The organism is Streptomyces sp. 3MP-14 (genome assembly GCF_006334905.2).
In the GTDB taxonomy this organism is placed as follows: Bacteria; Actinomycetota; Actinomycetes; order Streptomycetales; family Streptomycetaceae; genus Streptomyces; species Streptomyces triticirhizae.
The window spans coordinates 138826-152838 of sequence record NZ_VDLZ02000005.1; the positions used below are offsets into that span (position 1 = coordinate 138826).

Genomic DNA, 14013 nt, shown 5'->3' on the forward strand with positions numbered 1-14013 from the left:
CTGCCTTCATGACTCAACACAGCGAATCCATCACGCCACTGACCGTCACCGACAACCGCGTCACCCTCAGCGGCCCCGCCGACCTGGCGGACGCGCTGCCGTACCTGCTCGGCTACCACCCGGACGACTCCATCGTCCTGCTCGGCCTGCACGGCCCGCAGGGCAGGCTGGGCGGCCGCATCAGGACCGGAATCCCCGAGAGCGAGGCGAACTGGCCCGAGGCGGCGCGCCAGTTGGCCGGCTGCCTGGTCGACAGCAGTTCGTCGCGAGGAGCCCGGCCGGACGCGGCGGTCCTCTATCTCTGCCAGGACCCGCCCGAGGGCGGCGAGCCCCGGGAGGCCGCCGAACGTCTCCGCCCGCTCGCCCAGCTCGTGCGCACGGCCTGCGGCGAGCTGGACGTGCCGGTCTACGAGGCGCTCTACCTCTCCCGGGAGCGCTTCCTGTCCTATTCCGCGCCCCAGGGCCGCATCGAGGGCGAGGAGATGAGCGTCCTGCCCCGGGTCGGCAGTTCGCCGATGGCGGCGGCCGCCACCTACGCGGGACTCCATGTGCGGGGCTCGCTCAGGGACATGAGGCAGCGCCTGATCCCCCTGGACGGAGAGGTGGCCGTCCAGCAGGAGCGAGGTCTGGACGAGGCGGTCGCCGGGCTCGCGCCGCGCATGGTGGGCCCGCGCCTCGAACAGGACCGCGTCAGGGACGAGATGGTGCACCTGATCGACCGGCTGCTCGACCGCTTCCGGCGGGTGCCGGCCCCGAGGGACCCGGAGCCCTCGGCCGCCGACGCGCGGGACGACGCGTTGCTCACCTCCGCCGAGGCGGCGCGCGTGGTCGTCGGGCTCCAGGACCGGATGACCAGGGACATCGCCGCCGGCTGGATGGAGGGGCCGGACGCCCAGATCGCCCTGCGGCTGTGGCGGGCCCTCGCCCGGCGCTGCGTGGGGACGTTCGAGGCGCACGCCGCCGCCCCGCTCACGCTCGCCGGCTGGGTGTGCTGGTCGACGGGCGACGACGTGGGCGCCCGCGTCTCGCTGGCCAGGGCCCTGGATCTCGACCCCGAGTACGTCTTCGCGCGCCTGCTGTACCAGGCGTGCAACGACGAGATCGACCCCGAGCCGCTGCGCGCCAGTCTGCGGCGGCAGTGGGCCGCACATCGGGCCCGGTGAGCCTGATGGGGCACCTATGATCACGACATGCCCTACGACCCGTCGGAGTTTCCGCCGTTCGCCGTCACCGTCGATCTGGTCGTGCTCACCGTCCGGCGGCACGCGCTCTGCGCGCTCCTGGTGCGACGCGGTGAGGACCCTTATCGCGGGCAGTGGGCACTTCCTGGCGGTTTTGTTCGGGCTGACGAGGACCTGGCGTCCGCCGCCGCCCGGGAGCTGGCGGAGGAGACGGGGCTGCGCACGCAGGACGCCGGCAGCTGGCACGCGGGCGCGCACCTGGAGCAGTTGGCGACCTACGGGGAGCCGGCGCGCGATCCGCGGATGCGGGTGGTCAGCGTGGCCCACCTGGTGTTGGCGCCGGATCTGCCGACGCCCACCGCCGGTGGGGACGCGGGGAGCGCCCAGTGGTGGCCGACCAGCGAGCTGTTGGGGGGTGCCGAGGGCGAGCCCGATGAGGTTCTGGCCTTCGACCACGCCCGCATCCTGGCCGACGGGGTCGAGCGCGCACGTTCGAAGATCGAGTACTCGTCCCTAGCGGCGGCGTTCTGCCCGCCGGAGTTCACGGTCGGGGAGTTGCGCAGGGTCTACGAGGCGGTCTGGGGAGTGCCCCTGGACCCGCGCAACTTCCACCGCAAGGTGACGGGGACGCCTGGCTTCCTGGTTCCGGTCGGCGGCACCACGACCCGGCAGGGTGGCCGGCCGGCCCAGCTCTTCCGCGCCGGCGGGGCCAGCGCGTTGAATCCGCCGATGCTGCGCCCCGAGGCCTGACCACCGTTTCGCTCCCGACGTCGAGAGGTTGGTGATCGCGCGACGACATCCGGAACCGGTTCCCGGCGAGGAGCCGACAGCCCCGGGTGAGTTGCCTCGTTATTCCGATATGTCCCGTTATGGTGCAGAGTGCGCGATCAACGGGAGAATCGATGATCCAGGCCATCGGACTCACCAGTGCGTCGCGGCGCGGCAGGCCGCCCGCCGTTGACGATCTCACCTTCGAAGCCAGTCCAGGAGCCGTCACCGTCCTGCTGGGCCCCTCGGGGGCCGGCAAGTCGACCGCCCTGCGGCTGATGCTCCAGCTGACCCCGGGGCGTGGAGTGGCGCTCTTCCGAGGCCGTCCACTGTCCCGAATGCCCCATCCCCAGCGGGAGATCGGCACGCTGCTCGGCGACGTGCCCGGCCACCCGAGGCGTTCGGCCCTGGGGCACCTGCGGATGCTGGCGGCGGCCGCCGGCGTCCCGGCCGAGCGGGCGGACGAGGTGATGGAGGTCGTGGGCCTCACCGGGCTCGCCAACCAGCGGCTCGGTCGGTTCTCCCGGGGGATGGACCGCAGGCTCGGCCTCGCGGTCGCCCTGCTCGGGGACCCGCACACGCTGGTTCTGGACGAGCCGGACGCCGGTCTCTCCCCGCGCGAACGGGCGTGGCTGCACGGCCTGTTGCGGGGGTACGCCGAGCAGGGCGGGACGGTCCTGCTGACCGCGACCGACGCCATGGAGACGGCGAGGGTCGCCGACCGCGTGGTGAGCGTCGACGCGGGCCGGCTGCTGGCGGACCAGCGGGTCGCCGACTTCCGCCGGACCCGGCTGCGCCCCCGGGTGGCGGTGCGCACGCCGCACGCCGAGCGGTTGGCCACGGTGCTTCAGCACCGGCTGCGGGCGACGGCCCCGGTCGAGGTGGTGCACGAGGCGGGCAACCGGCTCTCCGTCTACGGGAGCGACCTCGCCACCGTGGGCGAGATCGCGCATCAGCACCGGATCGTGGTCCATCAACTCGCCGACGAGATCGGGGACGTGGGCGACCGCTCGCCTACCGGCCCGCTGCACCGGGCCGACGGCCGTCAGGCCACGGTCGGGAACGCCCGAAGGTCCGAGGAGTCGGCCGCCACCGTGGTGCTCGCCGGGGCGGCGGCCGCGCCGGCCGCCCTCGCCGCCACGGGCGGGCCGGCGGCAGAAGCGCGCCCCGCCCCGCTCGAAGGGGACGGCCGACGGCGAACCGCCGGGGTCGGCAGCGAAGGCGGCAACGAGCACCGAGAGGAGACCGGCCGGAGAACCACCCACGAGAACACGGCCAGGAGCGCGGCGGAGAACACGGAGAGGACGCGGGAGACCGACACGGACCGGAGCGGGAAGTCGGGCACGGCGGAGGGCGCCGAACGGGGAACAGCCGAGGGCAGGGCGCGAGTTGGGGCCGCGACCACCGCCACCACCGCTCCTACCGCTACCGCCACCACCGCGATCGGGGCGGCGGCCGGCATGGCTCGGTCCACCCTCGCGCCCCCGCCGGCCCCCGCCGGCACGGCCGTTGACACCCTCCCGCCCCCCGCGCCCGAGGAGGCGCCCGCCGCCGACCGCGCGGCCCGCCCCGACGCGGCGCCCGCCGTGATCGGCGCGCCGGCGCGCGGCGCGCGGCAGGCCGCCCGCCCCGGGCTGCCGCCGCCGCTCCCGGCCCTGCCGCCGCCCGGCCCGAGTTGGCCGCTCCGCTACGAGCTGCGCCGCTGGTCGGGCGTCGGCACCAACTGGTGGGCCATGGCCCTGGCGCTGCTCGCCGGCCTGGGTTCGGCCGTCGCCCTCGCCTGGGCCGGCGCCCACCCCGCCGAGCGCGTGCTCACCGGCTGGGCGGAGCCCCTGCCGCTGCCGCCCGCCGCCATCGCGGCCGGGCTGCTGGGGGCGCTCGCCTTCGGGCAGGAGTTCCGCTACCCGGCGCTGGCCCATGCCAGCCGCCAGGTGCCGCGCCGACTCTCCCTGCTCACCGGCAAGTTGCTCGTCTCCGGCGCCGCCACACTCCTGCTCTGCGGCGGGGCGGTCGCCGTCAACGCCATCGCCCTCACCCTGCTGCTCGGCAGCAGGGGCCCCACCCCCGACGCCTGGGCCGGGGCCTTCCACGGCATCGCCGCGCTCTCCGTCGGCTGCGCCTGGGCCGGACTGTTGGCGGCCGGCGTCTTCCGTTCCGCGCTGGTCGGACTGGCCGCCGTGGTCGCGGTCCCGCTCGCCCTGACCCCCGGGCTGCGCGCCCTGCTGAACAGCCCGCTCGGCCAGGAGCTCCACGGACTGCCCGAGCGCCTCACCGCCCTGACCACGCTGCCCGTGCTCTCGGCTCTGGACCGTTGGTTGGCCGCCTCGGTCCGGCTCGCCGCCCAACCGGTCGGCTGGGCCCTGGCCCTCTCCCTCGCCGCCCTGCTCTGCGGCTACACGCTGGTGAGCCTGCGCGGTGGTCGGCGCTAGCGCCGCGGAGGCGGTCGGGCGACCGATCGGGCGCCGCCTCGCACCTCGTGAACTCCTCAGTGTGCGCAGGGGAGTTGGCGAACGGCGGTTCGAGGAGGGCGAGATCGGGAACGCGGCCGGAGCGGGCGGTCGAGCGGCTGTGCCGCCCTGAGACCGATGCGCTGATGCGCTGTGTACAAGGGAGTCCATTTCCTTCCGGTTAGACGTCAATTATGCGGGAGTCGCCGATCACCCTTTCGTGTGCTTTTCACCAAAGACCTCAAGGTGCCCAGCGGGGCCGCCGACAAAGGAGGCGTGACTACCCTTGCGCACTCCATGATGACCGCCACCCGTTCCGCCGACTCCGGCCCTGCCGGCCGGCCGAGCGAGTTCGACCGCTACTCCTACGCCGAGTCCACCGGCTCGGCCCGCACCACCAACGCCCCCGCCTGGGACAGCGGGGACTCCGACATGGGCCGCCTCGGCCGCCGCGCCGCCGGCAACCGGGGCCGTGGCCTGCACGGCCAACTCGTCCAGCAGCTCGGTCAGATGATCGTCTCCGGCGACCTCGGCGCCGACCGCCCGCTGGTCCCCGAGGAGATCGGTCAGCGCTTCGAGGTCTCCCGCACCGTCGTGCGCGAGTCGCTGCGCGTCCTGGAGGCCAAGGGCCTGGTGAGCGCCCGCCCCAACGTCGGCACCCGCGTCCGGCCCGTCGGCGACTGGAATCTCCTCGACCCCGACATCATCGAATGGCGCGCGTTCGGCCCCCAGCGCGAGGACCAGCGCCGCGAGCTGTGTGAGCTGCGGCTGACCATCGAGCCGCTCGCCGCGCGGCTGGCCGCCGCCGACACCGGGGACGAAGTCCAGCAGCGGCTGGGCGACATGGTGGACATCATGACCCACACCCTGGCCCAGGGCGACGCGTTGACCTTCTCCCGCGCGGACGCCGAGTTCCACGCGCTGGTCCTGCGGTCCGCCGGCAACCGGATGTTGGAGCACCTCTCCGGCATCGTCGCCTCCGCGCTCCAGGTCTCCGGCGGCGCCGCCTCCGGCTGCGAACACCCCACCGACGCCTCGGTCGCGCTCCACCAGAGGATCGTCGACGCCATCGGTTCGGGCGAGCCGCCGGCCGCCGAGACGGCGATGCGTCAACTCCTCACCTTCTCCTCGGACGCCCCGACCGCTCCGCCCGCCCCCGGCGCTGACCACGTCGTTCCCGCCCCCCGCGAGCACTGAGCCACGCCTCGGTCCGGCTCGTCGAGCGCCGGGAAGGACACGCGAGGCGTGCGTCGCCGGGCCCGCTGAAGGCAGGGCTCCGGCGACGCATTTGCCTTCGCCCGCTACAGTCGAGCGTGCGGTGTGACTCGGGACACGTGAAAGCTGCGTAACGCTTCGGGGAGCAGCGCGATGAACCAAGAGGTGGCAGCAGTGGTCGGAGCGTCCGGCCATCGGCTCCACCGCCACTGGCCGTCGGCACACCCCGGTCGTCGGTCGTGGCCCCGCTTCCAACGAGCGGGCCTAAGCCGTTCCCAGAGTTTCCGAGAGGTTGTTCGTGTCGGCCAGCACTTCCCGTACTCTCCCCGCAGAGATCGCCGAGTCCAATTCTGTGATGGCGCTCATCGAACGGGGAAAGGCTGAGGGGCAGATCGCCGGCGACGATGTGCGCCGGGCCTTCGAGGCTGACCAGATCCCATCAACCCAGTGGAAGAACGTTCTGCGCAGCCTCAACCAGATCCTCGACGAGGAGGGCGTGACGCTGATGGTGAGTGCCGCCGAGGCGCCGAAGCGCACCAGGAAGAGTGTCGCCGCGAAGACGACGGCCAAGCGCACCGCGACCAAGACGGTCGCGGCGAAGACAGCGCCGGTCAAGAAGGCCACCGCGTTGGCCCCTCCCGATGACCCCGTCGCCACGGAGCCAGCGGCTCCCGTCGACGGCTCGGCCGCCCCCGAGGCGGCCAGGAAGGCGCCGGCCAAGAAGGCGGCGGCGAAGAAGGCCGCCGCGAAGAAGGCCCCGGCCAAGAAGGCCGCCGCCAAGAAGGCGCCGGCCAAGAAGACGGCTGCCGCCAAGAAGACCGAGTCCAAGAAGGAGCTGGTCGACGAGTTCCTCGAGGGCGAGGAGGACGGCGCCGACGAGCCGGCCGAGCGCGCCGCCCGCGCCGGTGCTCCGGCGGAGGGTCCCGAGGGCAAGCAGGAGAACGAGGGATTCGTCCTCTCCGACGACGACGAGGACGACGCCCCGGCCCAGCAGGTGGCCGCCGCCGGCGCCACCGCCGACCCGGTCAAGGACTACCTCAAGCAGATCGGCAAGGTCCCCCTGCTCAACGCCGAGCAGGAGGTCGAGCTGGCCAAGCGGATCGAGGCCGGTCTCTTCGCCGAGGACAAGCTGGCCAGCGCCGACAAGATCGCGCCAAAGCTCAAGCACGAGCTGGAGATCATCTCCGAGGACGGCCGGCGGGCGAAGAACCACCTGCTGGAGGCCAACCTCCGCCTGGTGGTCTCGCTGGCCAAGCGGTACACGGGGCGCGGAATGCTGTTCCTGGACCTGATCCAGGAGGGCAACCTCGGCCTGATCCGCGCGGTGGAGAAGTTCGACTACACCAAGGGCTACAAGTTCTCGACCTACGCGACCTGGTGGATCAGGCAGGCGATCACCCGCGCCATGGCCGACCAGGCCCGCACCATCCGCATCCCGGTGCACATGGTGGAGGTCATCAACAAGCTGGCCCGCGTGCAGCGTCAGATGCTCCAGGACCTGGGCCGCGAGCCCACCCCGGAGGAGCTGGCCAAGGAGCTGGACATGACCCCCGAGAAGGTGGTCGAGGTCCAGAAGTACGGCCGGGAGCCGATCTCCCTGCACACCCCCCTCGGCGAGGACGGGGACAGCGAGTTCGGCGACCTGATCGAGGACTCCGAGGCCGTGGTGCCGGCCGACGCGGTCAGCTTCACGCTGCTCCAGGAGCAGCTGCACTCCGTGCTGGACACGCTCAGCGAGCGGGAGGCCGGCGTGGTGTCGATGCGCTTCGGCCTGACCGACGGGCAGCCGAAGACGCTGGACGAGATCGGCAAGGTCTACGGCGTCACCCGGGAGCGCATTCGGCAGATCGAGTCCAAGACGATGTCCAAGCTGCGGCACCCCTCGCGTTCCCAGGTGCTCCGCGACTATCTGGACTGACGGACCGGCGGACCGACGCTCCGCGCACGGCTCCGAAGACGCGCCAGGGCCGGCCCCGCACGAAGGGGGGCCGGCCCTGGCGCGTTCCCGGGGGGGGCGTCCCCGGGACCGTCCAGGGCAAAGGAAACGGGCGGTCACCCCAGGTGGCTGGGGGTGACCGCCCGCCGTCCGGCCGTGCCGGACCGAGCCCGTCGGTGTGGAGACGTCAAGACGTCAGGTCAGCGCTCTTCTTCCTGGGCGCTCGCGGGAGTCGCGTTGAGCTTCTCCGTCTCGTCCTGTATCTCAGCGGCGATCTTCTTGAGTTCTGGCTGGAACTTGCGGCCGTGGTGAGCGCAGAACAGCAGCTCTCCGCCGCTGGTGAGGACCACGCGCAGGTACGCCTGGGCGCCGCAACGGTCGCAGCGGTCCCCGGCGGTGAGCGGGGTCGCGGGGGTCAGAACAGTAGTCACGTCGCCTCTTCTCTAGCTCGACGAGCTGTCGTACCAGGGACAACATCCAACCAGGCCGAGAACGTTCCCGCTCGCGGCTTCTCGAACGGAGGGCTCCGCGCGAGATGACCGGACGCTGCCCGGTGGCGGCGAATGTGCCGGATTGCTGTGGTGCTGGTGGTCGCTTACATATACGCGTTGTCGCGCCTTTTTGTTCCCGGCTACCTCGGTGTATCCGGAGGTCTGTATTCGTTCAGGAGGACGTGCCCGGAGCCTAGAGGGTTCATGCCCCGAAAGGAACGTGATGTACACGTCACCCCCCTGACTCGATCGAACACGTGAACGATTGTGGGCTACCCTGATGTTCCCGGGGAGCCGCACAACGCCTCTCCTAGGCCTCGGTACCCTCTGAGCGGTACTCCGCCACATCTCAGAATTCAGCGAGGAGCGAACCGCGTGACCGCCGACACGTCCGTGCCGTCCACCGCACTGCTGACCGGGGCCGATCCGGGGGGCAACTACACCGCGCGTCACCTGCTGGTTCTGGAGGGGCTCGAGGCGGTGCGCAAGCGCCCCGGCATGTACATCGGCTCCACGGACAGCCGGGGGCTCATGCACTGCCTCTGGGAGATCATCGACAACGCCGTGGACGAGGCGCTGGGCGGCCACTGCGACCGGATCGAGGTGCTGCTCCACGCGGACGGCTCGGTCGAGGTCAGGGACAACGGGCGTGGCATCCCGGTCGACACGGAGCCCAAGACGGGCCTCTCCGGCGTCGAGGTGGTCATGACCAAGCTGCACGCCGGCGGCAAGTTCGGGGGCGGCTCCTACGCCGCCTCAGGCGGTCTGCACGGCGTCGGCGCCTCCGTGGTCAACGCCCTGTCGGCGCGGCTGGACGTGGAGGTGGACCTGGCCGCCAGGACGCACTCCATCAGCTTCCGCCGGGGCACCCCGGGGATCTTCACGGAGTCGGGCCCCGACGCGCCCTTCGAGCCGGCCAGCGGGCTGCGGGTCGGCAAGAAGATCCCCAGGACCCGCACCGGTACCCGGGTGCGCTACTGGGCCGACCGGCAGATCTTCCTGCGGGACGCCCGGCTCTCCCTGGAGACGCTGCACGCCCGCGCCCGGCAGACCGCCTTCCTGGTGCCGGGGCTGACGATCTCGGTGAGCGACCAGCGGGAGATTGGCGGCGCCGAGCACACCACGGAGGTGTTCCACTACGAGGGCGGGATCGGCGAGTTCTGCGAGTATCTGGCCAGTGACCGACCGATCTGTGACGTGTTGCGACTGCGCGGCTCCGGAACGTTCAAGGAGACCGTCCCGGTGCTCGGCGACCAGGGCCACATGATCCCCACCGAAGTGCGGCGCGAGCTGGAGGTGGACGTGGCGCTGCGCTGGGGCACGGGGTACGAGAGCACGGTGCGTTCGTTCGTCAACATCATCGCCACCCCCAAGGGGGGAACCCATGTCGCCGGCTTCGAGCGGGCGCTGCGCGGCACGGTCAACGAGGTGCTGCGGTCGACGAAGCTGCTGCGGGTGGCCGAGGACGACGTGGCCAAGGACGACGTGCTGGAGGGCCTCACGGCGGTCGTGACGGTCCGGCTGGCCGAGCCGCAGTTCGAGGGGCAGACCAAGGAGGTCCTCGGTACCTCGGCGGCGGCGCGGATCGTGGCGCAGGTGGTGGCCAAGGAGCTGAAGGCGTTCCTGACCTCCGCCAAGCGGGACGCCAAGCAACAGGCCAGGGCGGTGCTGGAGAAGGTCGTGGCGGCCGCCAGGACCCGGATCGCGGCGCGGCAGCACAAGGAGGCGCAGCGGCGCAAGACGGCCCTGGAGTCCTCCGCGCTGCCGGCCAAGCTCGCGGACTGCCGCAGCGACGACGTGGAGCGCAGCGAGCTGTTCATCGTCGAGGGCGACAGCGCGCTGGGCACGGCGAAGCTCGCCAGGAACAGCGAGTTCCAGGCGCTGCTGCCGATCCGGGGCAAGATTCTCAACGTCCAGAAGTCGTCGGTCTCCGACATGCTCAAGAACGCCGAGTGCGGAGCCATCATCCAGGTGATAGGAGCCGGGTCCGGGCGGACCTTCGACATCGACCAGGCCCGCTACGGGCGGGTGATCTTCCTGGCCGACGCGGACGTTGACGGCGCGCACATCCGCTGTCTGCTGCTCACGCTCTTCCAGCGGTACATGCGGCCGATGGTCGAGCAGGGGCGGGTCTTCTCCGCGGTGCCGCCGCTGCACCGGATCGAGCTGTCCAACCCGAAGCGCGGACAGGAGAAGTACCACTACACCTACTCGGACAACGAACTCCGGCAGACGCTGCTGGACTTCGAGCGCCGGGGCGTCCGCTACAAGGAGTCCATCCAGCGCTACAAGGGCCTGGGCGAGATGGACGCGGACCAGCTGGCCGAGACCACGATGGACCCGCGCAAGCGCACCCTGCGGCGGATCAACATCGGCGATCTGGAGGCGGCGGAGGAGGCGTTCAGCCTGTTGATGGGGAACGAGGTGGCGCCGCGACGGGAGTTCATCGCGTCGTCCGCCGCTACTCTGGACAGGTCGCGGATCGACACCTGAGCAGGCCGGGGGGCCGGTGCGCTCCGGCAGACGCGCCGGGTGTCCGGCGGATTGCTGGAGTGCACACGCAATTTAATTGCGCAATTTTGCGTTAGTCTTGCGGATATGACGCGACGACTTGCCCAGGTGGCGCAGAAGGTGGGAGTCAGCGAGGCCACGGTCAGCCGTGTCCTCAACGGGAAGCCGGGGGTCTCCGAGGCCACCCGGCAGGCCGTTCTCACCGCGCTCGACGTGCTCGGCTACGAGCGCCCCACCCAACTGCGCGGCGAACGCGGCCGGTTGGTCGGCCTCATCCTGCCGGAGCTACAGAACCCGATCTTCCCGGCGTTCGCCGAGGTGCTGGGCGGGGTGCTGGCCCAGCGCGGGCTCGTTCCCGTGCTGTGCACCCAGACCCCGGGCGGTATCCAGGAGACCGACTACGTCGACCTGCTGCTCCAACAGCAGGTCTCCGGCGTCGTCTTCGCCGGTGGGCACTACGCGCAGGCGGACGCGTCGCACGACCACTACCGGCTGCTGGCCGAGCGCCGGCTGCCCGTGGTGCTGATGAACGCCTCGGTGCCGGGGCTCGGCTTCCCCCGGGTCTCCTGCGACGACGCGGTCGCCGTCGAGCAGGCCTGGCGCCATCTGGCCTCGCTCGGGCACGAGCGGATCGGCCTGGTGCTGGGGCCGGCCGACCACATCCCCTCGCAGCGCAAGCTGGCCGCCGCGCGAGCCGCCGCCGAGGCGGGCGGGGGCGAGCTGCCCAACGAGCGGGTGGCGCGGGCGATGTACACGTTGGAGGGCGGGCAGGCGGCGACGGCGACCCTGCTGGAGCGCGGCGTGACCGGGGTGATCTGCGCCAGCGACGTGATCGCGCTGGGTGCGATCAGGGCCGCGCGGCGGCGCGGTCTCTCGGTGCCCGAGGACCTGTCGGTGGTGGGTTTCGACGACTCGGCCCTGATGACCAGCACCAGCCCGCCGTTGAGCACGGTGCGCCAGCCGATCGAGGCGATGGGCCGCGCGGCGGTGGAGGTGCTGGTGGCGCAGTTCGGCGGGCGTGACGTGGGCCGGGACGAGCTGCTCTTCGAACCCGAGCTGGTGGTGCGGGAGTCGACCGGCCAGGCACCCCGGCGGGGGAGCAGCGACTAGTCGCGTTTTTGCAAAGTAAGCGCAGAATATTGCGCGACGGTGCCATCGGTGGTTGAGTGTGCGGCACTTCACGACCGTGCCCACGAAGGGGTCACCGATGACACGTCGCGCATACCGGCGCACCCGCCGCTGCCTGGCCACGACCGCTGTTCTCGCTCTCACGCTGGCCGCCTGCTCCTCGGACGGCGACGGAGGTGGCGAGGACGGCAAGGTCACCCTGCACATCAACGGTCAGCCGCCGAACACCGACGAGCGCGAACTCCGGGTGTTCCTCGCCGAGATCGAGGCCTTCGAGGCGGAGTACCCGGACATCGACATCGTTCCCCACGAGGGCTTCATGGAGCCCGAGACGTTCAACACCCGGGTCGCCGGCGGCGATCTGGAGGACGTCTTCTATGTCTACTTCACCGACCCGGCCGGGATCATCGAGCAGGGTTACGCGGCGGACATCACCGACTATCTTGCGGACGTTCCCCATCTTGACCAGATACGACCGGAGTTGCACGAGGTCTTCCAGGACGAGGAGGGGCGGCAGTACGGCATCCCGACCGCCAACTACTCCATGGGCCTGCTGTACAACCGTGACCTCTTCGAGCAGGCCGGCCTCGACCCCGACGTGCCCCCGACCACCTGGGAGGAGGTCAGGGCGGCCTCGGCCGCCATCGCCGAACTCGGCGGTGGCGTCACCGGTTACGGCGAGTGCGCCACCGAGAACACCGGCGGCTGGCACCTGACCACCGAGATCTACTCCGTCGGCGGCGCGGTCGCCGAGCCCGAAGGCGACGGCTGGCGCGCGGCGTTCAACACCCCGGAGACCGTGCGCCTGTTGGAGAACCTCCAGGCCATGCGCTGGGAGGACAACTCCATGGGCAGCGACCAGATGCGGTCCTGCGAGGACGTCATGGTGCAGATGGGCGCCGGCCAGCTGGGCATGTACGTGGCCGCCCCCGACAACCTGCCGACCCTGGTGCGCCAGTACGACGGCACCTACGAGAACCTCGGCCTGGCCCCCATCCCCGACCAGGGCGGCACGCTGCTCGGCGGCGAGGGCTACATGATCAACGCCGGCGCCTCCGAGGAGCAGATCGAGGCGGCCCTCACCTGGCTCCAGTGGCGCTTCGTCAACCCCGACGAGATCGAGCGCCGGATCGAGGAGGCCGCCGCCGACGAGCTGCCGGTCGGCCTGCCGATGCCGCCCACCCCCGACATCTGGGTCGAGGGCGAGATCCGCGACAACGTCGAGGCGTTGAAGGAGCAGTACGCCAACGTGCCCACCGAGCACGTGGGGACCTTCATGGAGGCGGCGCCCACCATCGAGGGCCGCATCGAGCCGCCGCAGGCCCAGGAGGTCTACGCGATCCTCGACAACGTGATGCAGGGCGTGTTGACGGACGAGGGCGCCGACATCCAGGGCCTGCTGGACCGCGCCGAGGACGACGTCAACCGGGTCTACGGCGCCTCCTGAGATGACGACCCCCACCGGCCGGCGGCGACGACTGGGCGAACACGTCACCGCCTACGGCTTCCTGTGCGCCGCGCTCGTGGTCTTCGCCGTCTTCGCCTGGTACCCGGCGATCCGCAACGTCGTCCTGAGCTTTCAGGAAGTGAACTTCGTCCGCGGATCGAGCTGGGTCGGGCTGGAGAACTTCAGCTACATCTTCGACGACCCGCTCTTCGCCAAGGCGTGGCGGAACAGCGCGCTCTTCACGCTCTACGCGCTGCTGCTCGGGTTCGGCGTGCCGTTCGTCACGGCGCTGCTGATCAACGAGTTCCGCCACGCCAGGGCCTACTTCCGGGTGCTGGTCTACCTCCCGGTGATGCTGCCGCCCGTGGTCGTCGCCCTGATGTGGCGGTGGTTCTACCAGCCCGAGGGCGGCCTGATCAACGAGGTCGTCGGCGGCGTGGGGCTGCCCACCTCCGAGTGGACCAACTCCTCGTCCACGGCTCTGATCTCGCTGGTCATCGCCTCGACCTGGGCCAACATGGGCACCGCCACGCTGATCTATCTGGCGGCCCTCCAGACCATCCCCGGCGAGCTGTACGAGGCGGCGGAGCTCGAGGGCGCCGGGATCTGGCGGCGGATCTGGCACGTGACCATTCCGCAGACGCGGTTCGTCATTCTGATGCTGCTGTTGCTCCAGGTCATCGCCACCATGCAGGTCTTCACCGAGCCGTTCGTGATGACCGGCGGCGGGCCGGAGGACTCGACCGTCACGGTCATGCTCCTGATCTACCGCTACGCGTTCGTCTACAACAACTTCGGCGCGGCCAGCGCCATGAGCCTGCTTCTGCTGCTGGTCCTCGCCGTGTTCTCCGCCGCCTATCTGCGGGTCACCCGCAGCCAGCAGACCTGA

The 14013-nt window shown here is 71.2% G+C and carries 10 protein-coding genes; 9 read left to right on the forward strand and 1 reads right to left on the reverse strand.

Annotated elements, in window-relative coordinates; translation table 11 throughout:
• The first annotated feature begins 8 nt into the window (after positions 1 to 8).
• From FH609_RS09295 to FH609_RS09315, 5 genes are all read left to right on the forward strand, one after another.
• Positions 9 to 1163 (forward strand): DUF4192 domain-containing protein, encoded by a 1155-nt coding sequence (locus tag FH609_RS09295; RefSeq protein ID WP_139666941.1) that lies wholly within the window; start codon positions 9 to 11, stop codon positions 1161 to 1163.
• A gap of 27 nt (positions 1164 to 1190) precedes the next feature.
• Positions 1191 to 1931, forward strand: a complete 741-nt coding sequence (locus tag FH609_RS09300; RefSeq protein ID WP_139666940.1) for an NUDIX hydrolase — start codon at positions 1191 to 1193, stop codon at positions 1929 to 1931.
• Between the two features lie 152 nt (positions 1932 to 2083).
• Complete coding sequence (locus tag FH609_RS09305) at positions 2084 to 4378, forward strand: ATP-binding cassette domain-containing protein (protein WP_139666939.1); 2295 nt, start codon at positions 2084 to 2086, stop codon at positions 4376 to 4378.
• A 240-nt stretch (positions 4379 to 4618) separates the two neighbouring features.
• A complete protein-coding gene (locus FH609_RS09310) occupies positions 4619 to 5593 on the forward strand; it encodes a FadR/GntR family transcriptional regulator (RefSeq protein WP_139666938.1) in 975 nt (324 codons plus the stop codon).
• Between the two features lie 310 nt (positions 5594 to 5903).
• Positions 5904 to 7529 (forward strand): RNA polymerase sigma factor, encoded by a 1626-nt coding sequence (locus FH609_RS09315; RefSeq protein ID WP_139666937.1) that lies wholly within the window; start codon positions 5904 to 5906, stop codon positions 7527 to 7529.
• 218 nt (positions 7530 to 7747) lie between these two features.
• Here the strand turns inward: FH609_RS09315 and FH609_RS09320 are convergent, their stop codons facing one another.
• Positions 7748 to 7978 carry a hypothetical protein gene (locus FH609_RS09320; protein ID WP_139666936.1) on the reverse strand — a complete coding sequence of 77 codons (231 nt, stop codon included), beginning with the start codon at positions 7976 to 7978 and terminating at the stop codon, positions 7748 to 7750.
• Positions 7979 to 8413: 435 nt separating this feature from the next.
• Between FH609_RS09320 and FH609_RS09325 the strand changes: the two genes are divergently transcribed.
• The 4 genes from FH609_RS09325 to FH609_RS09340 all read left to right on the forward strand — a co-directional run bounded on the left by FH609_RS09325 (position 8414) and on the right by FH609_RS09340 (position 14013).
• A complete protein-coding gene (locus tag FH609_RS09325) occupies positions 8414 to 10531 on the forward strand; it encodes a DNA gyrase/topoisomerase IV subunit B (protein ID WP_139666935.1) in 2118 nt (705 codons plus the stop codon).
• A 105-nt stretch (positions 10532 to 10636) separates the two neighbouring features.
• Positions 10637 to 11659, forward strand: a complete 1023-nt coding sequence (locus tag FH609_RS09330) for a LacI family DNA-binding transcriptional regulator (RefSeq protein ID WP_139666934.1) — start codon at positions 10637 to 10639, stop codon at positions 11657 to 11659.
• 97 nt (positions 11660 to 11756) lie between these two features.
• Entirely contained in the window at positions 11757 to 13124 is a 1368-nt protein-coding gene (locus FH609_RS09335; protein WP_139666933.1) for an ABC transporter substrate-binding protein, read from the forward strand.
• 1 nt (position 13125) lies between these two features.
• Positions 13126 to 14013, forward strand: coding sequence for a carbohydrate ABC transporter permease (locus FH609_RS09340; RefSeq protein ID WP_139666932.1), 888 nt, complete (start codon positions 13126 to 13128; stop codon positions 14011 to 14013).

What these genes read in the sequence shown, in the direction of transcription:
- FH609_RS09305 (WP_139666939.1), top strand. Translation starts at nt 2,084, where the DNA reads ATGATCCAGGCCATCGGACTCACCAGTGCGTCGCGGCGCGGCAGGCCG.
- FH609_RS09295 (WP_139666941.1), top strand. Translation starts at nt 9, where the DNA reads ATGACTCAACACAGCGAATCCATCACGCCACTGACCGTCACCGACAAC.
- FH609_RS09330 (WP_139666934.1), top strand. Translation starts at nt 10,637, where the DNA reads ATGACGCGACGACTTGCCCAGGTGGCGCAGAAGGTGGGAGTCAGCGAG.
- FH609_RS09300 (WP_139666940.1), top strand. Translation starts at nt 1,191, where the DNA reads ATGCCCTACGACCCGTCGGAGTTTCCGCCGTTCGCCGTCACCGTCGAT.
- FH609_RS09335 (WP_139666933.1), top strand. Translation starts at nt 11,757, where the DNA reads ATGACACGTCGCGCATACCGGCGCACCCGCCGCTGCCTGGCCACGACC.
- FH609_RS09340 (WP_139666932.1), top strand. Translation starts at nt 13,126, where the DNA reads ATGACGACCCCCACCGGCCGGCGGCGACGACTGGGCGAACACGTCACC.